The organism is Citrobacter sp. C5_2, assembly GCF_014596845.2.
Lineage (GTDB): Bacteria > Pseudomonadota > Gammaproteobacteria > Enterobacterales > Enterobacteriaceae > Citrobacter > Citrobacter werkmanii.
Genome location: NZ_CP115032.1, coordinates 2,772,357 through 2,793,627, shown reverse-complemented (window position 1 = coordinate 2,793,627; position 21,271 = coordinate 2,772,357). Strand labels below are relative to the sequence as shown.

The 21,271-nt window shown below is 50.6% G+C and carries 19 protein-coding genes and 2 tRNA genes; 5 read left to right on the top strand and 16 right to left on the bottom strand.

Annotated elements, in window-relative coordinates:
- Window positions 1-70 precede the first annotated feature (70 nt).
- Genes ICA20_RS13700 through ICA20_RS13690 form a run of 3 tightly spaced genes read left to right on the top strand, consistent with a single transcriptional unit; the run spans window position 71 to window position 2,866 of the window.
- Window positions 71-1,126, top strand: a complete 1,056-nt coding sequence (locus tag ICA20_RS13700) for an ABC transporter substrate-binding protein (RefSeq protein ID WP_038640331.1) — start codon at window positions 71-73, stop codon at window positions 1,124-1,126.
- Entirely contained in the window at window positions 1,113-2,117 is a 1,005-nt protein-coding gene (locus tag ICA20_RS13695; RefSeq protein WP_038640332.1) for an iron ABC transporter permease, read from the top strand. Before ICA20_RS13700 ends, ICA20_RS13695 begins: the two co-directional genes overlap by 14 nt.
- Complete coding sequence (locus ICA20_RS13690) at window positions 2,114-2,866, top strand: ABC transporter ATP-binding protein (RefSeq protein ID WP_038640333.1); 753 nt, start codon at window positions 2,114-2,116, stop codon at window positions 2,864-2,866. The genes ICA20_RS13695 and ICA20_RS13690 overlap by 4 nt, the downstream gene beginning before the upstream one ends.
- On the opposite strand, the gene ICA20_RS13685 is transcribed toward ICA20_RS13690, so the two are convergent.
- From ICA20_RS13685 to ICA20_RS13620, 14 genes are all read right to left on the bottom strand, one after another.
- On the bottom strand, window positions 2,853-3,575 hold the full coding sequence (locus ICA20_RS13685) for a substrate-binding domain-containing protein (RefSeq protein WP_038640335.1): 723 nt from the start codon (window positions 3,573-3,575) through the stop codon (window positions 2,853-2,855). The genes ICA20_RS13690 and ICA20_RS13685 overlap by 14 nt on opposite strands.
- Window positions 3,576-3,579: 4 nt before the next feature.
- Window positions 3,580-5,187: an FAD-NAD(P)-binding protein gene (locus ICA20_RS13680; protein WP_038640337.1), complete on the bottom strand. Its 1,608-nt coding sequence runs from the start codon at window positions 5,185-5,187 to the stop codon at window positions 3,580-3,582.
- A 216-nt stretch (window positions 5,188-5,403) separates the two neighbouring features.
- Window positions 5,404-5,480: transfer RNA gene (locus ICA20_RS13675), tRNA-Val, on the bottom strand.
- A 4-nt stretch (window positions 5,481-5,484) separates the two neighbouring features.
- Window positions 5,485-5,561: transfer RNA gene (locus tag ICA20_RS13670), tRNA-Val, on the bottom strand.
- Between the two features lie 402 nt (window positions 5,562-5,963).
- Complete coding sequence (trpS, locus tag ICA20_RS13665) at window positions 5,964-6,968, bottom strand: tryptophan--tRNA ligase (RefSeq protein ID WP_038640339.1); 1,005 nt, start codon at window positions 6,966-6,968, stop codon at window positions 5,964-5,966.
- Window positions 6,969-7,185: 217 nt separating this feature from the next.
- Window positions 7,186-8,970, bottom strand: coding sequence for a diguanylate cyclase (locus tag ICA20_RS13660; protein WP_038640341.1), 1,785 nt, complete (start codon window positions 8,968-8,970; stop codon window positions 7,186-7,188).
- A gap of 118 nt (window positions 8,971-9,088) precedes the next feature.
- The gene (locus ICA20_RS13655) at window positions 9,089-10,198 is read right to left on the bottom strand and encodes an AI-2E family transporter (RefSeq protein WP_038640343.1); all 1,110 of its coding nucleotides are present in this window, start codon (window positions 10,196-10,198) and stop codon (window positions 9,089-9,091) included.
- Between the two features lie 236 nt (window positions 10,199-10,434).
- Window positions 10,435-12,363, bottom strand: a complete 1,929-nt coding sequence (locus ICA20_RS13650; RefSeq protein ID WP_038640345.1) for a GGDEF domain-containing phosphodiesterase — start codon at window positions 12,361-12,363, stop codon at window positions 10,435-10,437.
- Window positions 12,364-12,380: 17 nt separating this feature from the next.
- Window positions 12,381-12,875: a molybdopterin-dependent oxidoreductase gene (locus ICA20_RS13645; protein WP_038640347.1), complete on the bottom strand. Its 495-nt coding sequence runs from the start codon at window positions 12,873-12,875 to the stop codon at window positions 12,381-12,383.
- A gap of 399 nt (window positions 12,876-13,274) precedes the next feature.
- Entirely contained in the window at window positions 13,275-13,916 is a 642-nt protein-coding gene (locus ICA20_RS13640) for a PAS domain-containing protein (RefSeq protein ID WP_038640349.1), read from the bottom strand.
- Between the two features lie 124 nt (window positions 13,917-14,040).
- A complete protein-coding gene (locus ICA20_RS13635; RefSeq protein ID WP_038640351.1) occupies window positions 14,041-15,009 on the bottom strand; it encodes a threo-3-hydroxy-L-aspartate ammonia-lyase in 969 nt (322 codons plus the stop codon).
- A gap of 27 nt (window positions 15,010-15,036) precedes the next feature.
- On the bottom strand, window positions 15,037-15,432 hold the full coding sequence (locus tag ICA20_RS13630) for a RidA family protein (RefSeq protein WP_038640352.1): 396 nt from the start codon (window positions 15,430-15,432) through the stop codon (window positions 15,037-15,039).
- Between the two features lie 225 nt (window positions 15,433-15,657).
- Window positions 15,658-15,966, bottom strand: coding sequence for a monooxygenase (locus ICA20_RS13625; protein WP_038640354.1), 309 nt, complete (start codon window positions 15,964-15,966; stop codon window positions 15,658-15,660).
- A gap of 39 nt (window positions 15,967-16,005) precedes the next feature.
- Entirely contained in the window at window positions 16,006-16,797 is a 792-nt protein-coding gene (locus ICA20_RS13620) for a PhzF family phenazine biosynthesis protein (RefSeq protein ID WP_038640355.1), read from the bottom strand.
- A 134-nt stretch (window positions 16,798-16,931) separates the two neighbouring features.
- On the opposite strand from ICA20_RS13620, the gene ICA20_RS13615 reads away from it, so the two are divergent.
- The gene (locus tag ICA20_RS13615; RefSeq protein WP_038640357.1) at window positions 16,932-17,630 is read left to right on the top strand and encodes an RluA family pseudouridine synthase; all 699 of its coding nucleotides are present in this window, start codon (window positions 16,932-16,934) and stop codon (window positions 17,628-17,630) included.
- 38 nt (window positions 17,631-17,668) lie between these two features.
- Here ICA20_RS13615 and mdtK read toward each other — a convergent pair whose 3' ends face one another.
- A complete protein-coding gene (gene mdtK, locus ICA20_RS13610; protein WP_038640359.1) occupies window positions 17,669-19,042 on the bottom strand; it encodes a multidrug efflux MATE transporter MdtK in 1,374 nt (457 codons plus the stop codon).
- Window positions 19,043-19,259: 217 nt separating this feature from the next.
- Here mdtK and ICA20_RS13605 point away from each other — a divergent pair, with 217 nt between their 5' ends.
- Window positions 19,260-19,901: a riboflavin synthase gene (locus ICA20_RS13605; protein ID WP_038640361.1), complete on the top strand. Its 642-nt coding sequence runs from the start codon at window positions 19,260-19,262 to the stop codon at window positions 19,899-19,901.
- A gap of 47 nt (window positions 19,902-19,948) precedes the next feature.
- On the opposite strand, the gene cfa is transcribed toward ICA20_RS13605, so the two are convergent.
- Window positions 19,949-21,097 carry a cyclopropane fatty acyl phospholipid synthase gene (cfa, locus tag ICA20_RS13600; protein ID WP_038640363.1) on the bottom strand — a complete coding sequence of 383 codons (1,149 nt, stop codon included), beginning with the start codon at window positions 21,095-21,097 and terminating at the stop codon, window positions 19,949-19,951.
- Window positions 21,098-21,271 lie beyond the last annotated feature (174 nt).

Below are 21,271 nucleotides of genomic sequence, written 5' to 3'. Positions count from 1 at the left end.
ATGGGTTGCCAGTTATATCGTTATATAATTTAATATATATCGTTTTTATTCCTCATCCAGATGGTACCCCATGTTAACTCTCCGTTCTTTTGTGCTGGTTTGCGCCAGCTTCCTGGTGGCGTTCTCCGCGCAGGCCGAGCGTACGATTACCGATCAGCTTGGTCGTCAGATCACGATTCCAGACCATGTCGACAACGTGGTTGTGCTGCAACACCAGACGCTGAATATTCTGGTGCAACTCAACGCCCAGCAAGACATTGTTGGTGTAATGTCGAGCTGGAAAAAACAGCTCGGACCTGAATTCGCGCGTTTCATGCCGAAGATAACGACATTGCCGACGCCGGGCGATCTCACCAGCGTGAATATCGAGAGCCTGCTGGCGATTCACCCACAGGTCGTCTTTGTTGCCAACTATGCGCCTGCGGAGATGATTCAGCAGATTCAGAACGCCGGTATTCCGGTGGTCGCGATCTCATTGCGTCAGGATGCTGATGGTCAGCAGAATAAAATGAATCCGACTATGGCCGATGAAGAGCAGGTCTACAACGAAGGGTTAAAGCAGGGAATTCGCCTGATTGCGGATGTTGTGGGGCGCAAAGCGCAGGCAGAAACGTTGATCGATTACGTTTTTGCGGCGCGGGCAAAGTTCAACGCGCCAGTTGCCAACATTCCTGATGCGCAAAAGGTGCGTATTTATATGGCTAACCCTGATCTGATGACTTACGGCTCCGGGAAGTATACGGGACTGATGATGCAGCATGCGGGGGGATTAAACGTAGCGGCGGCCAGTGTGAAAGGCGCCCGTCAGGTCGCGCTTGAGCAGGTATTAGCGTGGAATCCGCAGGTGATTTTTGTTCAGGACCGTTACCCGCAGGTGGTGACGGAGATCCAAAACGATCCCAACTGGCAGGGGATTGATGCGGTGAAAAATCATCGCATCTGGCTGATGCCGGAATACGCCAAAGCCTGGGGGTATCCGATGCCGGAAGCGTTGGCGATAGGTGAACTGTGGATGGCCAAAAAACTGTATCCGGACGCCTATAAAGACGTGGATGTCGATGCGCAGGCGCAAGACTACTATCAGCGTTTTTATCGTGTGAACTGGCAGTCTGATGCAGCTAAGTAACCGCATTTTACCCCAGCAGCCACTGCTAATGGCGGCGGTTTTATTACTGGGCGTCAGCTCGCTGTGCCTCGGACAATATCCGCTGTCGTTAAGCGAGGTATTTTACCATCTGACGCACTATAGCGACGCCGCAGGGATTGCCAGCCAGATTGTCTGGACGGTGCGGTTACCACGAATTCTGATCGCGTTGCTGGCGGGGGGCGCGTTGGGTTTATGCGGTGCGACGCTGCAAGGGGTATTTCATAATCCACTGGTCGACCCGCATATTATCGGCGTAACGTCGGGGGCTGCTTTTGGCGGTACGCTGGCGATTCTGCTCGGTCTTTCGCCGTGGCTGATGATGGGCTCAACGTTTTTCTTCGGTCTGACGGCGCTGATTCTGGTGTATGCCATCGCTACATTGCAGGGGCTGGAGAATACGCTGGTGCTGATCCTGTCGGGTATTATTCTGAGCGGTTTCTTTGCCGCACTGGTGAGTCTGATTCAGTATCAGGCGGATACCGAAGAGACGTTACCGAACATTGTGTTCTGGCTGCTGGGGAGTTTTGCGACGGCCAACTGGCATAAAGTTCTGCTGTTGGCGATTCCGGTGGGTATCGCCGCGACGGTTTTGTATCAGTTACGCTGGCGGATAAATCTACTATCGCTCAATGATAAAGATGCCAGAGCGCTGGGCGTGGCGGTGGTTCCTCTGCGACGCAGCGTGCTGGTGTGCTGCGCTTTTTTAGTCGCCGCTCAGGTGGCGGTAAGCGGCAGTATTGCCTGGGTCGGTCTGGTTATTCCGCATCTGGCACGTTTGCTGGTGGGTGTCGATCATCGTCGGTTGCTCCCTTGTGCCTTCTGGCTGGGGGGCGGTTTTATGATTGTGGTGGATGATATTGCGCGTACCCTGCTGCCTGCGGAGATCCCGCTGGGGATCATCACTGCATTATTTGGCGCGCCGCTGTTTGCTTTTTTACTCATCCGCAACAGCCGTCGGAGGAAACAATGAAATCTGTCGCACTGCGCGTGAATCGGCTGACTTACGGGTATCGCGCACCGCTATTTGAGCCGCTTACGTTCAGTTGCCGGAAAGGTGAGGTCTGGGCGGTGCTGGGACGTAACGGTCTGGGTAAAAGTACGCTGCTCGATACGCTAACCGGCACGCTGCCTGCTTTGGGCGGCAGTATTGAGAATGCCGGTGGAATTGGGATTGTGGCGCAACATTGTCATCTGCCGTTTCCCTATACGGTCAGCGATGTGGTACTGATGGGGCGGGCACAGCACGTGAAGTTATTTGCGCAGCCCAGCCAGCAGGATCAAAAAAGGGCAGCGCAGGCGCTGGAGCAACTTAATATCGCACATCTTGGCGCCTGCTCGTTTGGTTCACTCTCTGGCGGGCAACAACAGTTAGTGATGATAGCCAGGGCATTGGTCACGGAATGCCAGACGTTATTGCTTGATGAACCATGTTCCGCGCTGGATCTCGCTAATCAGCAGGTGGTGCTGCAGCTCATCAGCGATCTGGCTCGCCAACAAGGCTGCAGCGTGCTGTTTTCAACCCACGATCCGCTGCATGCGCTACAGATAGCCACGCATACGCTGCTGCTGCTTCCTGAAGGAAAATGGCGGGCAGGGGCGACGGACAGTATCGTGACGGAAGATAATCTGTCCCAGGCCTATGGATTACCGCTGCGAAAAGTGAACGTTGACCATTACCAGACGCCGTTTATTGCGCCGCTGTTTTCTATTCGTCGGTAAGTGGTATAAAACCGGCGGCGATCATAAACTCCTGACCGCCGTTGCCGAGCATAAACTCAACCAGCGCCAGCGCATCTTTGGATGCCTCCAGCAGCGCCAGTTGGTATTCACACTGAATGTTATATTCAGCCGGAATCGCTATATAACGAACGTCGGGGAGTGCGCGGAGCGTTTTTGCATAATGCGCGTAGCCGATAAACAGATCGGCCAGTCCCTGACGCAGGACCCAGGCGCTGGCCAGTTCTCCCTGCGGGATCCTCACGGTGTCTCGACCGCCAACCAGGGGAATGGCCCTTTCGCGAAGCTGCTGCCCAAGGCCCGTCTCCAGCGCATCCATCTTGTCAAAAAATGCCCAGGTATAATCCCCGGAAGGGTCACAGCCGGGCGTAGAGGTACCAATTCGCAGGGCAGGGTTTCGCAGCAAATCCAGCCATTCACCGGTCCGGTTGGTAACCAGACCCAGTTGGTTCCAGCAAAAGGTGTGCGTTGAGAGAGCTTTATGCTGAGCCAGAAGGCGCTGCGGATGCTCCCGACTGGCCGAAGCAAACAGCGTACAGGGTTCGCCTGCCTCAATCCGCTCACGCAGTAAACCGGCTGGACCATATTCCACTTTCACATCTATTCCACTTATGTGCGTGAAATGGGTTATCAGCGGAGTCAGTGCCGGACGTAAACTGCCGGCTGCAAGCAGAGTGATGGAAGAAGACATCGTGTCACGCCTCGTAACAGGGTAAGCGTCGACGAAGACGCGTGGCTGGCCGGGAAATGGCATGCGCGACGCACTGGCCAATTTCTGCGCAGGCAGTAAGCCCTTGCACAAACGGTTGATCGTGCATCAGCCATGGAAGTGCGGCGAGCGCAATGCGGCCCCGGACAATATCAGGCGCCTGTAACGTATAGTCATCGCCGACATCCGGTATTTCCTCACTCGTGGATTGCAGTTGATCCCGCAGCGATGGAAATGGCAGATCTTTAATTTTTAACGCTTTCTGGCCTCTGGCATCGATAAAAACGTCAAACTTATAGGTTTCGCCCTGAGCGCGTATCACCGTCATTTTCTCTTTTTGCTCTAACTGATAATCCTGACCGAGCGCGCGAATATTCAGGATCCCGGCCTCACGCAGCGCCAGTAATCTACGGATCGACTGTGAAGGAATGGCTGCATAGTTATCGATAAAGACGCGAGCAAGTCCATTGTTAAACCGCTCTCTGTCTTTCTCATCCAGCCACGGGACAATTTCCTGTACGGCCTCATGCAGTCGCAGAATAGCGTAACGCCAGGCAACCGTGTGTTTTTCACGTTTATTGCGTTCGACTTCTTCAAGATTGGCTGCGGCCCAGCGAAACGGATCGTGCTTTTTACGGGCAGCGAACCAGACATCTGTAAAGCTGTCGGCGTTCAGGGAAGAGAGGGCGACTTCTTTGCTCCAGACAGGGTCTGCCAGCTCAATTTCTTTGGCTATGAGCATAAAGATCCTGTCCAGCAGCCCAGCAGAACCATCTGCAATACACTGTTCCAGCGCCTCAGCAGTCACAATGGAGAGTGGTTCATAGGGGAGAGGACAGTAAAAATCGGCTTCTGGTAGAATGCCAGAACGGGACATGAGGAGAATGTTGAGATCCTGACTGCCTTCATTTCTTTCGAAATGAACACCCTGCGCATCATCTAATACAAACCTGCCGTGTTGTGCGACGACGGCCATAGCCGCATCAATAGCGCTCAGCGACGTACCCAAAATTCCTACATTACACGCCGGGATTTTTGCCTCCATAAGCCCGGTCCACGGACTCGGGAAGAAGGTGCGTGATGCGCTTTGTGCGTCAGGCCAGACGTGACCCGTGGCGATGACAGCAAGATCAAAGTGCTCCGGGTCGTTATGATCGCTGCAAATAACAACGCCATCCGTTGTGGCTTTGACATCCTTGACCTGACAGGATTCGTGTACGGTGATGTTAAACCCCTGTTTGTCCGCAAGGTCTACAAGGCGTAAAAACTGGTCACGAAAATATTCACCGAGCAGAATTCGCGGCAGAAATTGTCGGTCATGCAGCGAGGCGTGTTTCACGCCATAACGGGCTAAATGTTCAACGCTCTGTTGGCGTAACCAGTCGAGATAAGAAGAGGTAATGGGGGGTATTTCAATACTGGCGATATTTGCCAGCATCAATCGCGAGTTTTCCTCATCGCTATAGGGCATGCCTACCCCAGCTTCATTCGATTGTTCGTAGAGGCTAATTGAAAGCGGGGTTTGATGCTTGAGAAGCGCGAGTAACGTATAGATTCCTGTCGGTCCCGTACCGACGATAGCGATCTTGTTCATCTTATCCACCTGATATTATTTTTATGCCCTGTGATCGATGTTCTGTGTCGGCATTGTGCCGAAAACAAGCGAAGCAGGATAAGTGTGGTCGATAACGGCGCAGGAGACAAACGGGATAGACAGCAAGAATAGCGAAATCGCTCAGGACGGCAACAACAATTAGGGGGATTTTATCGAGAATAATGTAAGGGGAAAGGCACCACATCAAAAGTGATATGGTGCGTCCGAGTGGACTCGAACCACCGACCCCCACCATGTCAAGGTGGTGCTCTAACCAACTGAGCTACGGACGCAATATGGTGCGTTCAATTGGACTCGAACCAACGACCCCCACCATGTCAAGGTGGTGCTCTAACCAACTGAGCTATGAACGCAACGTTGTAGGTGACAACGGGGACGAATATTAGCGGCACAGACCGAATGAGGCAAGAGGGAAATCGCATTTTTCTTCCGGATCTCACGCGTTTGCAGAGTAATTAAGCAAGTTGATTATATTTTGTTGATTTTGCAGCGTGTTTTTTATTCAGGGGGGCGATGGGCTGGACATTAGTGGTTAACTGATATCCGAAAAGTTGTTAGTGAAAAAAAAGCCTGCATGGGCACGGACCCTGGCAGGCGTAAAGAAGAGAATTCGAACTTTTTATAATGAGGCGTAATAATAAGATAGTTAAATCTCACTCTCTTAGTAGCGGTTATGCTATTGAAAAACTTAAGCGTAACCACATTTTTTAAGTTTAGCGGGAGTTATCAGTCATCCTGTATTTTTCTATTCGTGTTCAGAACACCGGTAAACCGAGCCCTTGTTTCACTTCTCTTAATGTTTGCTGTGTGACTTCGTGCGCCTGTTCACTGCCTTTTTTCAGCATCGCCATCAGCATGCCTTTATCCTGAATGTAAGTTGCCCGACGCTCACGCATCGGCGCGATGAGTTCTTGCAAGCACATCTCCAGCTCATTTTTGCATGCCCTGTCACCTAATCCGCCGCGCTGATAACGCGCTTTCATCTCCGCCACTTTGATTTTATCTGGGTGAAACGCGTCGAGGTAGGTGAATACGATATTGCCGTCAATCTGCCCCGGATCGGACACTTTCAGATGATTAGGGTCGGTGTACATTGCGCTGACGGCGCGATGAATGGTTTCCTCGCTGGCGGACAACAGAATTGTATTACCTAGTGATTTCGACATCTTGGCGTTACCGTCGATACCGGGCAGACGACTGGTTTCACTCAGCAACGCTTTACAATGCGACAAGACTGGGGCAGGTAATAAGCTGTTCATTTTATGCACGATTTCATTGGTCTGTTCAATCATCGGCAGTTGATCGTCGCCGACCGGAACCACTTCAGCTTTGAAGGCTGAAATATCTGCCGCCTGACTGATGGGATAAACCAGAAAGCCAACCGGTAACGAGCGGGCGAACCCTTTCTGCGCAATTTCGTTTTTGACCGTAGGATTTCGCTCAACGCGCGCCACGGTAACAATGTTCATATAAAGCGCGGTCAGTTCGGTAAGGGCGGGCAAGGCCGATTGCAAACAAATGGTGGTGAGTGAGGGGTCTATGCCCGCGGCGAGATAGTCAGCCAGCACTTCGGGAATGTTGTTTTGGATCTTTTGTGGCGTACTGCCGTTATCGGTCAGTCCTTGCAGGTCCGCGACCAATATAAACTGCTGATAATCGTGCTGCAGGGTGGCGCGTTGGCGCAACGAGCCAACATAGTGGCCGAGATGCAGCGGGCCAGTAGGACGATCGCCAGTGAGGATGATGGTTTTGTTGTTCATATAAGACTCCTTAAGCGTAAAACCGAAAGGGGTCTTCAAATGCAAATAACCGCCTTTCGGCGGTTATGTAAAATGGGGAAACACATTCTGACCGCCTTTAAGAAGGCAGCCACCACAGATTATGAGTAAAAGCGTTGATATCGTGTCTGGTGTTCATCCTGTCAACTTACCACTACCTGACGTAGAGGTAAAGCAATGCGCCAACAACTGACATAGTTCAGCTCGCTTCCAGCATGCCAAAGCTCACAATGCGCGAGCGCCCCAGTTCTTTTGCGCGATACAGCGCGACGTCTGCGGCACGCAGCAGATTATCGCTTTGGGCATGCTGCGGGTAGCTGGCAACACCGATAGAGACATCCACGTGACCGATATCGGATACGCCAAAGCGCAGTGACAATTCGCGTACGCCGTTGTAAATATCCGTTGCAAAGCTATTGGCCGCCTGTTCATCCGCACCTGCCAGCAGGACCAGAAACTCTTCGCCACCGTAACGGAAAGCCATGCCGCTGTCGTGGACAACGCGTTGAATAATGGCGGCGATACTTTTTATCACACTATCGCCGGCCTCATGACCAAAGCGGTCATTGATGTTTTTGAAATGGTCGATATCGATCATCAGGCAACTGATCGGTTCTTGGGTACGAACCGCCTGGCTCATCTGGGTACGGAGAGTATCTTCAAGATGATGACGATTGCGCAGGCCGGTTAGGGGGTCGTACAGCGCTTTCTCCAGCAGTGCATCGCGCAGGCGTTGGTTGGCTAATGCCAGGCCGAGTGCTTCTGCCATCAGTTCCAGGTAGGCGCGAGATGAGGTGGAATCCTCGCTGAGATTCTGGAATGAGAGCAGGCCGATGGCTTCACCCTGGGCAATCAGCGGCACGCATAAGGTCTGCCGCTGACACGACTCAGGCAGATGGTAACAGGCGATATCCGGTTCGTCTTGTACCGGTGGATGGCTCTGGCCACGGCGTACCGCCCAGCATTCGTCCGGGTGAAACGCATCGGCTTTACCCTCTGGTGAGAGCCACTGCGCAACGCAGCGCATCTGCCAGGGCTCCCGATCCAGTATGTACAGTCGGCCGGCGATACCTGGAGCAATATTCGGCGCGAACAGTTCCGCCACATTAATAACATCGGCAAAACTTTCGCACCCCTGCAGACGCTGCGTCATGCGCGCCAGCAGTTCGCGGATCCCCCAGTCGGCGTCTCTCTCTTTCTCCAGCCGCTGACGGGCCAGCCCGTTCTCGCGAAAAATCCGGATCGCCTGGGCCATATCGCCAATTTCATCGATCTGGTTAAAGCTGGGTGTCTCGACAGCATAATCTTGCGATGCCAGACGGTTAACTACATCGCTCAAACGCACCACCGGGCGCAGCACGCGGCGCTTCAATATAAATCCAAGAACGAACAAAAAGAGCAGCGCCGTAAGACCGACCATCACTTCAGAGGCTGTGCGCAGTGTACGTGACGCCTGAGTGGCATCTTCAATGGCATAGAGTACACGGTTGTCGAGCAACTGGCGGAAATGGTCGATCCGGTCCTGTGCCCGCTCCAGTTCCTGTTCATAGGTTTTGCTAAAGAGCAGGGCAATCGCTTGTGTGTGTTCTCCCCGCGCGACGCTGGCCAGCGCTGCAGTTTGTTCGTCCTGCAGCGCATCAACAATCTGCAATCCTTCATGCAATAGCGCCAGTTCTTCACCTGTCGCTCCGGCATCTTTCAACGCTGCCAGGCGATGCTCAACGGCTTTCAGTGACGCCTCTTTCTGACGATAGTTGTTCAAAGCATCAGGGTCTTTACTGACCACGTAGAGACGCGCCATATCAGACAGCGACCAGGCGTCGAGTTCCACTTCTTCGGTCAGTTGGTCAAATTTATAACGTTGTTCCACCACCTGGCGTTCGGTGTTATCGGCGTTGGACGCCATCAGCATGACAACGCCGGAGGCGATGGTCAGGCATACCGTCGCGCTGTAGGCCCAGTTGGTGATTGTGGCTATTCGCACTGATTAGTTCCTTCTGCGACGATTAATCAATTAGCATGATTGAAATTATAGGAAACGTATGATTTTGCGTGAAAATAAAAAAGGCGGCTCTGGGCCGCCTTCTGTTATCGTCCTGACATCATAAATCTGGAGGATTTTTTCCTTCTTCGATAAAGGCTTCGTCGATACCTTCCACGTTACCGGCATGATCGCGCCCGGAAAACAGGTTCCAGCAGGTAATGAACAGCGCGGCGATCAGGGGGCCAATCACAAACCCGTTAATGCCATAAATCTCCATCCCGCCGAGGGTGGTTATCAGAATCAGGTAGTCCGGCATTTTGGTGTCTTTTCCTACCAAAAGCGGGCGCAGGATGTTGTCCACCAGACCGACGATAATCACGAAGAACCCGACGATAAACAGCCCTTGCCACAGTTGGTGCGTAGCGAAGAGGAATATTGCTGCGGGTACCCAGACGATTGCCGAGCCGACGGCAGGCACCAGAGAGAGAAATGCCATTAATGCGCCCCACAGAACGCTGCCGTCGATATCCACAATCGCAAACGCGATGCCGCCAAGAATCCCCTGAACTAAAGCCACAACCGCTGTGCCCTTGACGGTTGCGCGCGTTACACCGACAAATTTGGCGAACAAATGCTGTTTGGCAAAATCAGAAAGTGGTAATGAGTCCAGAATCTGGCGTACCAGATAAGGTCCATCTTTTAACAAGAAAAACAGCAGATACAGCATGATGCCAAAGCTGATGGCAAAGCCGAATGTCCCTTTACCGATCAGAAACGCGCTGCCCGCAAGGTACTGGCCGCCTTGCAACACAATGTCGGACAGCTTTTTCTGGATTTCTGCAACATTATCCAGATTGTGTTCTGCGAGGAATCCTCGCGCCCAGCCAGGAAGATACGAAAGAATAGAGGTGACGACTTCGGGAAACTGCGTGTCGTTTTGTTGCAGTTTGTTGTACACCACATTGAGTTCAATGGCCAGCGATGACAGGATCACCATGAGTGGGATAAAGACAATTAAACAGATAATGGCGATGGTTATTAACGATGCCAGCCCGTTGCGTTCGCCAAGTGCGCTGCGCAACCTGTTTTTTACCGGGTTAAAAATAGTCGTTAAGATCGCGGCCCACAAAATGGCGGAAAAGTAGGGGGACAGCACGTCGAAGAACGCCCAGGTAACGAGGGCAAGTATGAAAATGAAGAAACCTTTGGTCAGTCCGTTAAATCGCATCGGTGAATCCTGTAATGAGAAGCAGTCCCGACTATAGAACCGTTCTGAGGATTTACCAACTTTTGCTGAAGATCTCTGCTCAATACTTGCGGATACCGACTCACGTAAGCTCAGAGAGGATATCGTCCCATCATTTTTTTTAAACAGGTAATGAAACTGGTCATTTCCGTAAAACCTACATAGTGGGGCAACAGTGTTGTTGCCCCAATTTAGCGGCCAGGGATATCCGTTCTGATTTAGCCGTGTCTGATTTTCCCATCAATTCCCGGTTGAGGTTTACCAAACAGATATCCTTGTGCGAAATCACAGCCCAGTGCCTGAAGTTTTTCCAGTTGTTCTTGCGTTTCAACGCCTTCTGCAACAGCCTTCATATTAAGGGATTTCGCCATGCCTGTAATGAGTTTGATAATATTAAGGGCATCGTCCTGGGTAGATAGTGAATGTACAAAGGACTTATCTATTTTTATTTTATCGAAGGCCAGCCGGCTCAACCGGGAAAGAGAAGAATACCCGGTACCAAAATCATCGATGGAGATTTTCACGCCCAGCGCCCTGAGTTTATTCAGCGTATTCATCGGCGTATTACTCTCAGTAAAGATAGAGGATTCAGTGACCTCCAGTTCAAGGCGTTGAGCGGGGAGTCCTGTTTCTTTCAGAATAGTCAGCACTATTCCGGCAAAGGCTTTGCTGCTTAGCTGTACCGGCGAGACATTGACTGAAATTTTGGCCGGAATCGTCCAGGAAGCCGCTTCCGTACAGGCCATTTCCAGCACAAATTTTCCCATCTCGTTAATCATGCCTGTTTTTTCAGCAACAGGAATAAAGCTATCCGGCGACAGGAGGCCCTTTAGAGGGTGAACCCAACGAATAAGGGCTTCATAGCTGTAAATTTCCCGGCTGAAAGAATCCACAATAGGCTGATAATAAACCACGAATTCTTTATTCACTATGGCCATCGCCATATCATGCTCAAGCGTTCTGCTTTCTTGCAGCTTTTCTAACATCCATTGCCGGAAGACTTTTATCTTACCTGAACCTTCATTTTTGGCTTCATACAGGGCCAGATCTGCAAATTTATAAAGATAATCGGAGCGGCGTTCTGTTTCTGATATAACAATCCCAACACAGGTAGTTATGTTTATAATAGTGTTATAAATCGTGTAGGGTTGGCTGATAAAATCGCATATCTTTTGGGCGCGCGAAACGGCCTGGCTCTCTGTCAGGCCACTTGAGAGAAACGCAAACTCATCTCCACCTAAGCGATACAGCGTATCTGAAGTGTGGCTCATTGAAATCAGACGGTCCGATATCTGGCGTAATAAAATATCACCGGCATCATGACCATAGGTATCATTTACCTCTTTGAATCGGTCTAAATCAAACAGCATCACAGTCACGGAATCGTTGTTTTTTTCTGCCATCTCGATTGTTTGATTTAAATTCCCCCAGAAGAATTGGCGGTTATTCATATCAGTAAGCGAGTCATGGTAGACGTCATATTCCAGTTTTGCATTCTGGATTTGCAACTTTTCTTTAGAACTCTGAAGTTCTTCAGCGAGACTCTTTACCTGAAGATGCGCGCGCAGAATATTTCTGTTCTGAAAGAATATCAGTACACCCAGTATCGCACTCAGTATGATCAGCAGAACAGAGGTTGCCGAGTAAATATAGTACAGCGTTTGAATTTTAAGGTTGGCGTTATTGATCGAGTTAACATCCTTATTTAACGCGCCGGATGAAAGGCGGCCAAGTTGCGAATCCAGCGCATGCATTTTTTTCAGGTATGCCTGGAGTTCTGAACGGTTCATCTTCTCGAGGTTAAGGTCCAGATAGTTAAGCGTATTTTCAAGTTTTAACGCCAGTTCACTGTGCGCCTGATTGCTCGCTATATAGTGCCCTAAATCACCTTCTTTTATCAAATCACTCTGGCTAAGCATAATGTCGAGGCGCAAGCGCACCTCATCGAGGTTCATCGCTTCATCGATAGTGTAGAGACCAAGCAATGATTCGAATCGGTAATATTGCGATACCATTTGCGCAGCGGACCATGAATCGGTGTAATGCGTTAATTTCTGTAACTCTTGCTGCCTTTCATGCACCAGGAAGGAAATATACCCAGTAGATATAAAAAGAAAAAATATGATGCCAGCCAGTATTCTGTTCATGATGTTCCTCTGAACGCTTACTCAATATCCATTCTACTGACCTGCCATGCTGACCTTGAGTAATAAATCTGATTATTCAGTTCAGATATGCTGTCATAGGGATACACAATGAATAACGGCCCTTTATCACGGATTTGCATATATTTTCCGTTGATTTTTAAAGCAAGAATGACATTGTACTTCTTGAAATCATTGAGAGGGATAACGGTGGTGTAGTCATTGAGCGCAGTAACTTTTACAACCGTGCCTTTCGCCCCAACAAAATCCATGAGCTTTTGTAGTGGAATACCCGTAAAAGTCGTGCGTCCATTATACCAAGGAGAAGTGGTCTGAAAACTTACCATGCCCAGTTTCTCGAGGCTGGCGGTATCAAAAGTGGCTTTCCCGTCTTCATTTGTATTTTCTATATTACCGGACACGGTTAAAAGGACTTTGCCCGTAGGTTTGGAAAGTTCACCCGCCCAGAGCTGTGTGGAGACGACCAGGCTTAACAACATGACAAATAACCGCATTCTGACCTCACCTGACTTCCGGATGTAAAAAGATTATAATTTAGATATTATGCTATTTATATATACTGTATGGACATTATTTTACAGTACGTCTGTTTCTGTTTTAACTTAATGAAATCAGTAGGTTAGTGTGGGGCCATTTTATGCATTGATTAAGTAAGGCCGATGCTGTCATTTAAAATACCGCTAAAATTTACCCCGTCTGTATAAAAATAATCTATCAATTCAGTCAGCGCAAATAAATACCTACGAATGCCAAGGTTTATTTTTTGCAGTCATAAGGTGTCGTTTTTTCGTTGGATGATAATTTCTGGCTGTAAAGCAGCCCCGTAAGTGGGCTTGCTGCGTACCAGCAATGATTGACAGGCAAGTTGAGGCAGTTATGCCTGTCTGATCAGCTTAATCGCGCATGTGTGCCGACTGGCGCGCATACAGGTAAGCGGTGGCTCGCGACACGCCTAAATGCTGCGCGACGGTATCCATTGATTTTCGTACATTCAGCAAACCTTCTTTACGGAGTTTTTGAATCAATAACTTACGGTCTTCAGGTTTGAGTGCGCGCGCCGTGGTCGCGCGTTTAGCGGCAAAGTCATCAATACGCTGGCGAATAACTTCATTACTACCGGGATCGATATGTTCTTTTATGGGGGAGTCTTCGGTTTCAGTAAATTGTGCAAGCGCGCTCTGCATACCCCGAAACAACGTCATATCAACATTAAGGCACAGCGCCGCGACGTATTTACCGTCCTCATCCTTGATACCAATGGAAGTGCTTTTTACCGGACGACCATCAGCAAACTGATTGCTGTAGTTGGCGATGATGCTGGGAAAGTCTGGTGATGCTATGCGCGCCAGACCCAGTTCTGTTGCTGGTTGGCCTGGTTTACGTCCGGAAAGATTATTATGGATGGATAAAATGGCATGTTCAGGTTTTTTGAGGTCGTGAACAACCACTTCACAAAAGGGAGAAAAGGTCTCGCTTAACCCTCTGGCGATAGTATCAAGTTGGCTGAGAAGCGAGTTATTGTCGGTTTTTGGCATGCCAGTCTCCTGCAGTGGTGCCTTTTGCCACGATGACGAGCAGTTTACAGTGAGCAGGGCTCGCTTTTCCAGACGGGAATGTACAGACAGGAATAAGGTATCTGCATGGCAGATACCTTGCTTATCATCCAGCCAGCAATTCACCATAGCGGCTGATGTCCACGTTTCCACCGCTGATAATAATGCCGATTTTCTTACCTTGAAGTTCAGATTTCCGTGCTCTGGCGGCGGCAAAACCCAGACAGCCAGTTGGCTCTACGACGATTTTCATTCGTTCTGCGATAAATTTCATCGCGGTGACTAATTCAGTATCTGAGACAGTCAGAATATCGTTCACGTTTTGCTGAATAATCGCAAACGTATATTGCCCAAGGTGTTGAGTCTGAGCGCCATCGGCTATGGTTTTCGGTGTATCAATATGAACAATGTTGCCGCTGCGAAACGACTGCTGACCGTCATTGCCTGCCTCAGGTTCTACGCCATAGACCACACAGTCAGGGGAAAGATGCCTCGCTGCCAGTGCGGAACCGGATAGCAGGCCGCCACCACCCAGACATACGAAAAGGACGTCTAACGGTCCCACTTCCTCAATCAACTCTTTCGTTGCGGTGCCCTGGCCCGCAATAACGTGCGGATGATCGTAAGGAGGGATCAGCGTCAGCCCTTGTTTCTCAGCCAGGTCCTGACCAATTTTCTCTCTGTCTTCAGTATAGCGATCGTAAATCACTACATTTCCGCCATACCCTTTGGTCGCGGCAACTTTGGCAGCCGGGGCATCATGCGGCATGATAATTGTCGCCGGAATCCCCAATAATTTTGCCGACAAGGCTATGGCTTGCGCATGATTCCCCGAAGAAAAGGTCACGACGCCCGCAGCCCGTTGTTGTGGCGTGAACTGGCGTAGCGCATTCATAGCGCCGCGAAATTTGAACGCGCCCATTCTCTGGAAGTTTTCGCATTTAAAGAAGACTTCAGCGCCAAATTCTTCATTAACCGTGCGGGACGTCATTACCGGCGTTTTGTTGGCATAATTTGCGATGCGCTCTGCCGCAGCGACAATATCGTTATAATCAGGCAGTGTCATATCAGTCATTTTTATTCACCTGTATGCAGTTAAAAATCAGGCCTGCGCGGCCAAAGCCATCGCTTCGATTTCTACGGCAAAACCGTAATGAAGTTCGGCAACGCCAGCGACAGCACGGGCAGGGCGAAAATCACCGATCCACTCACCATAGATCCTGTTAAATGTCGGCCACTGGTTGATATCCGTCACATAGACACGCACTGAAACCAGATGTTGCCGCGAGATTCCAGCACCAGCCAGACAGGCATCGACATTTTGTAAGGCCAGTCTGGTTTGTTCTTCAAAAGACGCATCGGCTTTTTTTTCGCCATCCAGGGTGACTGGCAGTTGCCCGGAAATGAACACAAAACCGCCTGCCGTTGTACTGTGCGAGTAATGACCCGCCGGGGGGAAACTTCCTGGTGAAGCATTGAGCGTAATGTCTGGGGACATAAGCGATCTCCTGTGTTTTTGGTAATTCAATTTGTATAAAATAATACTATTTGTATTATTTATACGCCTTCATGCTCCGATCGGCTAGTGATAGTTTTCATGGGTGCTGATTTTGTGAACTAAAGCAAACGTGACACACGCTATATAGCGGATGTTGGGATATGAGTGAGGGGAAAACTGGGGGAGGAGGTATCGCCCCAGAACGGGGCGTTTAAGCCAATAACGTTAGCCAATATGACCGTGGTTAATCTTACTCAATGGCTCATTGATATCGAAGATTTTGAAAAACACTTCTTCCACACCCAGATGCTTCAGGCGGGCAGTATGTTTTTTGATATAAGCCTGTGCGGAGTCTTGATCCTGAAACAGATAGATGCCACCAGCTTCATGATTGGCTTCGTTCTCGGTCCAGATTTTCCAGATAAAGCCCGGCTCCTGATTGATGGATTCGGCCAGTTCGACAAGTTGCTGCGACATCTCGGCGCCAAACGGACCATGAAAATTAAAGTGAATCTGCACCAGTTTGTTCGACATATATCCTCCCTGGATTGGGTTGTGTAACGGATAAGAGGGTTAGCGTAGCAGCACTTTACCCGTCAGGTAAGTGGTTGCCTGCCCGCCAATATAAACGCGAGAGTCCGCCAATTGACAGCGTAAATCTCCCCCGCGTTCAGATACCTGACGCGCCAACATTTCTGTTTTATTCAGTTTTGCGGCCCAGTAAGGAATGAGCATGCTATGCGCCGAACCCGTTACGGGATCTTCTGCGACGGCCTCGCCCGGGCAGAAGAAACGGCTGACAAAATCATATTCCCCGTCGCCAGGCGCGGTAATACAAACCATTTTGCCTAGTGGAACCATGGCGTGGATATTCGGACGTACAGCCTCGACCTGGTGCTGATCCTCCAACACCACCATGTAATCGCGCCCCACGCGAACTTCTTTATATTCTGTGATGCCCAACGCTTCCAGCAGTAAGGCGGGCGGTACGACAGGCTCGCTTTGCCAGGCAGGAAAATCAAGCGTCAGCCATTCACCGCTGCGTGTGACCATCAGCGGACCTACAAATCGGGTGGCAAAATGGATCGTCGTGTCCGGGTAATCCAGATGTTCGAAAATCACATGCGCCGCGGCAAGCGTGGCATGCCCACAGAGATTAATTTCTCCCTGCGTGGTAAACCAACGTAGCTCAAAGCCATTATCATTGGCGACAAAGAAAGCGGTTTCCGACTGGTTATGCTGCTGCGCCATTTTTAATAATGTTTCATCGGGCAGCCAGTCCGTGAGGGGACATACAGCGGCGGCATTACCAGCAAACGTCGTGGTGCTAAAGGCGTCTACCATATAAAAATCGATTTGTTGCACTGTGTAACCCTCTCTTTGCACTCGGGATAACCTCCACTCTACCATGTAATGATTGCCATTAGTTACGCGGGTCGATTCGCCAGTGCAGTGAAAATTCGTTATCATCCATGCCCACATTCCATCCTGGCCGTCTGATGTCTACAATCCTTGATACCTTTATTGCCCCGCCTTGTCATGACCAGATAGAGATTCTCTATCAGGACGAACATCTGGTGCTTATCAATAAACCCACAGGGCTGCTTAGCTTGTCGGGGAAAAATCCGCAGAATCTCGATTCGGTACATCACCGGCTGGTACAGATTTATCCCGGTTGCACGTTGGTCCATCGGCTTGATTTCGGCACCTCCGGGCTGATGGTGGTGGCACGTAACAAGGGTATTAACGCCGCGCTGTGCCAGCAGTTTAGTCAGCGCATGGTGACGAAGGTATACAGCGCGCTGTTATGCGGGCATTTGGAAAACAATGCAGGGATTATCGACGCAGCGATTAGCAAAGATCCGGCGCGGTTTCCGCTGATGACGATTTGCGCCGTTAACGGCAAGCCCGCGCGTTCGCGTTATCAGGTTGTTGAGCGTTTTCTCCATCGCCAGAAGGACGGGGGATTACTCCCCTTAACGCGGGTACAACTGACGCCTGAAACCGGGCGTACCCATCAACTCCGGATCCACTGTCAGCAGTTGGGACATCCTATTTTGGGGTGCGATTTGTATGGTGGGCGTTTGCTGCCAGGTACAGAACTCACCCCGCGACTGATGCTGCATGCCAGCGCATTGCGTTTCAGGCATCCTGTCAGCGAACAGTGGGTGAATGCCGAAAACGCCAGTCCCTTCTGAAGGCGTAAAAAAGCCGCCTGACGGCGGCTATTGTGAGCTTATCGTGCAGCGCGTTGCAAAATGACGGCAGACGGCTGGCGTTGCAGATAACGCATCCGCAGCATCATTAATACGGCCGCAGAGGTCAGACCGATAATAAAGCCCATCCAAAAACCTGCAGGTCCCATCCTGTCGACCACCAGATCGGTAAGCGCCAGAATATAGCCGCTTGGCAGACCCAGCACCCAGTAGGCTGTAAAGGTGATAAAGAAGATAGAGCGCGTGTCTTTATAACCGCGCAGGACACCGCTGCCAATAACCTGGATAGAGTCCGATATTTGATACACCGCGGCCAGCAACATGAGTTGAGCCGCCAGAGCGACAACTTCCGGATTATCGTTGTAGAGCAGGGCAATGTGCTCACGGAAGGTCACGGTGAAAATCGCCGTTATTACCGCCATGCAGACACCAACGCCCAAACCCGTTCTGGCCGCCGTTTGCGCCTCAAGCGTGGAACCTTGACCCAAACGATAACCGACACGAATAGTGACGGCGGCAGCCAGCGACATCGGCAAAACGAACATTAACGAACTAAAGTTCAGCGCGATTTGGTGCCCGGCCACATCGACGATCCCCAGCGGGGAAACCAGTAGCGCAACCACAGCAAACAACGTCACTTCAAAAAATAACGCCAGCGCGATGGGTAAACCCAGCTGTACCAGACGCTTCATCACTGCAGTGTCTGGCTTCTGGAATCCTCGCTCATTACGGATGTCACGCATTGAACGCGCGTGTTTGACGTAAGACAGCATGGCGGCAAACATCACCCAGTAAACCGCCGCCGTGGCCACGCCACAGCCTACGCCGCCAAGTTCCGGCATCCCTAAATGACCATAGATGAAAACATAGTTAACCGGGATGTTCACCAGCAGGCCGATAAACCCCATCACCATCGCCGGTTTAGTCTTGGCCAGGCCTTCGCATTGGTTACGGGCTACCTGGAAAAACAAATATCCCGGCGCGCCCCACAGCAATGCGCGCAGATAACCGACGGCTTTATCAGCCAGCGCCGGGTCGATGTTATGCATGGAGCGGATGATATAACCCGCATTCCACAGCACGACCATAATCAAAACGGAGACGCTACCAGCCAGCCAGAACCCCTGGCGTATCTGATGGGCGATACGATCGCGGCGGCCGGAGCCATTGAGTTGGGCGATTACCGGCGTCAACGCCAGCAGGAGTCCGTGGCCAAACAGAATAGCCGGCAGCCAGATCGACGTACCAATGGCGACGGCCGCCATATCCGTCGCGCTGTATCCGCCCGCCATGACGGTATCGACGAACCCCATTGCGGTTTGAGCGATTTGCGCAAGAATCACCGGTATTGCCAGAGCTAATAACTGACGCGCTTCACTTACATACTTTTGCACGTGTACACCACTATATTGTTGTTATTTGAGAGACTAAAAAAGCCGCCTTATATGGCAGCAAAGAGAAAAAGCTGGGGAAATTTCAGTCTATTGTAGCGAGGAATACGTAATTCTCCAGTGAAAAAACAGGCAGCGGTGGCGCACTGCTGGCAACCTGAATTTCCACCTGCTATTGTGCTGGGCAGAGATGTCTTAATTGAGTTCAGGAGTAAGAAGTATGTTTACGGGTATTGTGCAGGGCACCGCAAAATTGGTGTCCATTGATGAAAAACCAAATTTTCGTACGCATGTCGTGGAGTTGCCTGAATATATGCTTGATGCGCTGGAGACCGGCGCATCGGTTGCCCACAATGGCTGTTGCCTGACGGTAACCGAAATCAACGGTAATCACATAAGCTTCGATCTGATGAAAGAGACGCTGCGTATCACCAACCTGGGCGACCTGAAGGTCGGGGATATGGTTAACGTTGAGCGTGCGGCAAAATTCAGCGATGAGATTGGCGGGCATTTAATGTCGGGCCATATTATGACCACCGCCGAGGTGTCGAAAATTCTGACTTCGGAAAATAACCGGCAGGTATGGTTTAAAGTTCAGGACCCATCGCTGATGAAATATATCCTGTATAAGGGGTTTATCGGCATTGACGGCATCAGCCTGACGGTCGGCGAAGTCACGCCAACGCGCTTTTGCGTGCATTTGATCCCGGAAACGCTGGAGCGTACGACGCTGGGTAAGAAAAAGCTGGGCGCGCGGGTTAATATCGAAATCGATCCGCAAACGCAGGCGGTTGTTGATACCGTTGAACGTGTGCTGGCTGCGCGTGAAAGCGCCATCAGTAACATAGCGGGCGAGGCCTGAGTCCGGCCTGAAACAAAATGCCCCCGTGAGTACGGGGGCGGCAGCCATTAGCGGGGGACGCGCAGACCGTGTTCGACACCGCGGGAGAAAACCACCTGCCAAAGCTGGATATCGCGAGCACGAAACGCACCGGCGCAGGCGTTCAGGTAATAGCTGAACATCCGTTTAAAACGCTCGGTATAGTTATCGGCGATTTCAGGCCAGGAACGCATGAAGCGCTCGTGCCATGCCATCAGCGTGGTATCGTAATCCGCGCCAAAATTATGCCAGTCTTCCATCACAAAATGCGGCTCGCTGGCGTTGGCAATCTGGCGAACTGACGGTAAACAGCCGTTCGGGAAGATGTATTTATTGATCCACGGATCAACATTATTGTCGGTTTTATTCGAACCGATGCTGTGCAGTAAAAACAGACCGTCCGGCTTTAAATTGCGATCGACAACGTTGAAATAGGTGTTGTAGTTTTTCGGGCCGACATGCTCAAACATGCCGACGGAGACAATGCGATCAAATTTGTCGTTCAGGTCGCGGTAATCTTGCAGCAAAATGGTGACGTCCAGTCCCGCGCAACGCGCTTGCGCCATTTTCTGCTGCTCTGCCGAGATGGTCACACCTACCACGCTCACACCGTATTGTGATGCCATAAAATGGGACAAGCCACCCCAGCCGCAACCAATATCGAGCACCCGCATTCCCGGCTTTAACTGCAATTTTTCGGCAATCATTTTTAACTTCGCCTGTTGGGCAGATTCCAGGGTATCGGCATCTTTCCAGTAGGCGCAGGAATACTGCATGTAAGGATCAAGCATGCGGCTAAAGAGGTCGTTGCCCAGATCGTAATGTTCTTTGCCGACAACCCAGGCGCGCTTTTTGGTCTGTAAATTAAACAGTCGTGCCGTGGCGATACGTAAGGTATCTTTAAAGTGGCGGGGGAGTTGATTTTCAAGCCCGGCGCGCAATACCTTGGTGAAAAATATGTCCAGCCGATCGCACTCCCACCAGCCGTCCATATAGCTCTCACCCAAACCTAACGATCCTTCCTGCAGTACGCGTTTGAAAAAATCGGGGTTCTTGACACGAATATCCGCCGCAGCCGAACCATTAATGGTAATGCCTGCACGGCTCAATAATTCATTGGTGATGCGGTACCAGTTATCATCCGGTACGCTGACGTCTTCTATACACGATGAACTCATAGCTTCTCCATCACTGGTCGGTGATCAGAACCTTAAAACAGCGTAGACGCTTTTTTTGGCTTTGTGAGAAATCTCACGGAATTAATCCGCGAATCTTTAATCCGACGTAGAACAGAGGAAGGGAGGAACCCTTACCGAAAAGGCCATCCGTGGAAAAACAGGAACGTTCTTGTC

Coding starts and splice junctions, on each gene's coding strand:
- ICA20_RS13700 (WP_038640331.1), top strand. CDS start 71: ATGTTAACTCTCCGTTCTTTTGTGCTGGTTTGCGCCAGCTTCCTGGTG.
- ICA20_RS13695 (WP_038640332.1), top strand. CDS start 1,113: ATGCAGCTAAGTAACCGCATTTTACCCCAGCAGCCACTGCTAATGGCG.
- ICA20_RS13690 (WP_038640333.1), top strand. CDS start 2,114: ATGAAATCTGTCGCACTGCGCGTGAATCGGCTGACTTACGGGTATCGC.
- ICA20_RS13685 (WP_038640335.1), bottom strand. CDS start 3,575: ATGTCTTCTTCCATCACTCTGCTTGCAGCCGGCAGTTTACGTCCGGCA.
- ICA20_RS13680 (WP_038640337.1), bottom strand. CDS start 5,187: ATGAACAAGATCGCTATCGTCGGTACGGGACCGACAGGAATCTATACG.
- trpS (WP_038640339.1), bottom strand. CDS start 6,968: ATGAACAACAAAACCATCATCCTCACTGGCGATCGTCCTACTGGCCCG.
- ICA20_RS13655 (WP_038640343.1), bottom strand. CDS start 10,198: ATGCGATTTAACGGACTGACCAAAGGTTTCTTCATTTTCATACTTGCC.
- ICA20_RS13650 (WP_038640345.1), bottom strand. CDS start 12,363: ATGAACAGAATACTGGCTGGCATCATATTTTTTCTTTTTATATCTACT.
- ICA20_RS13645 (WP_038640347.1), bottom strand. CDS start 12,875: ATGCGGTTATTTGTCATGTTGTTAAGCCTGGTCGTCTCCACACAGCTC.
- ICA20_RS13640 (WP_038640349.1), bottom strand. CDS start 13,916: ATGCCAAAAACCGACAATAACTCGCTTCTCAGCCAACTTGATACTATC.
- ICA20_RS13635 (WP_038640351.1), bottom strand. CDS start 15,009: ATGACTGATATGACACTGCCTGATTATAACGATATTGTCGCTGCGGCA.
- ICA20_RS13630 (WP_038640352.1), bottom strand. CDS start 15,432: ATGTCCCCAGACATTACGCTCAATGCTTCACCAGGAAGTTTCCCCCCG.
- ICA20_RS13625 (WP_038640354.1), bottom strand. CDS start 15,966: ATGTCGAACAAACTGGTGCAGATTCACTTTAATTTTCATGGTCCGTTT.
- ICA20_RS13615 (WP_038640357.1), top strand. CDS start 16,932: ATGTCTACAATCCTTGATACCTTTATTGCCCCGCCTTGTCATGACCAG.
- ICA20_RS13605 (WP_038640361.1), top strand. CDS start 19,260: ATGTTTACGGGTATTGTGCAGGGCACCGCAAAATTGGTGTCCATTGAT.
- cfa (WP_038640363.1), bottom strand. CDS start 21,097: ATGAGTTCATCGTGTATAGAAGACGTCAGCGTACCGGATGATAACTGG.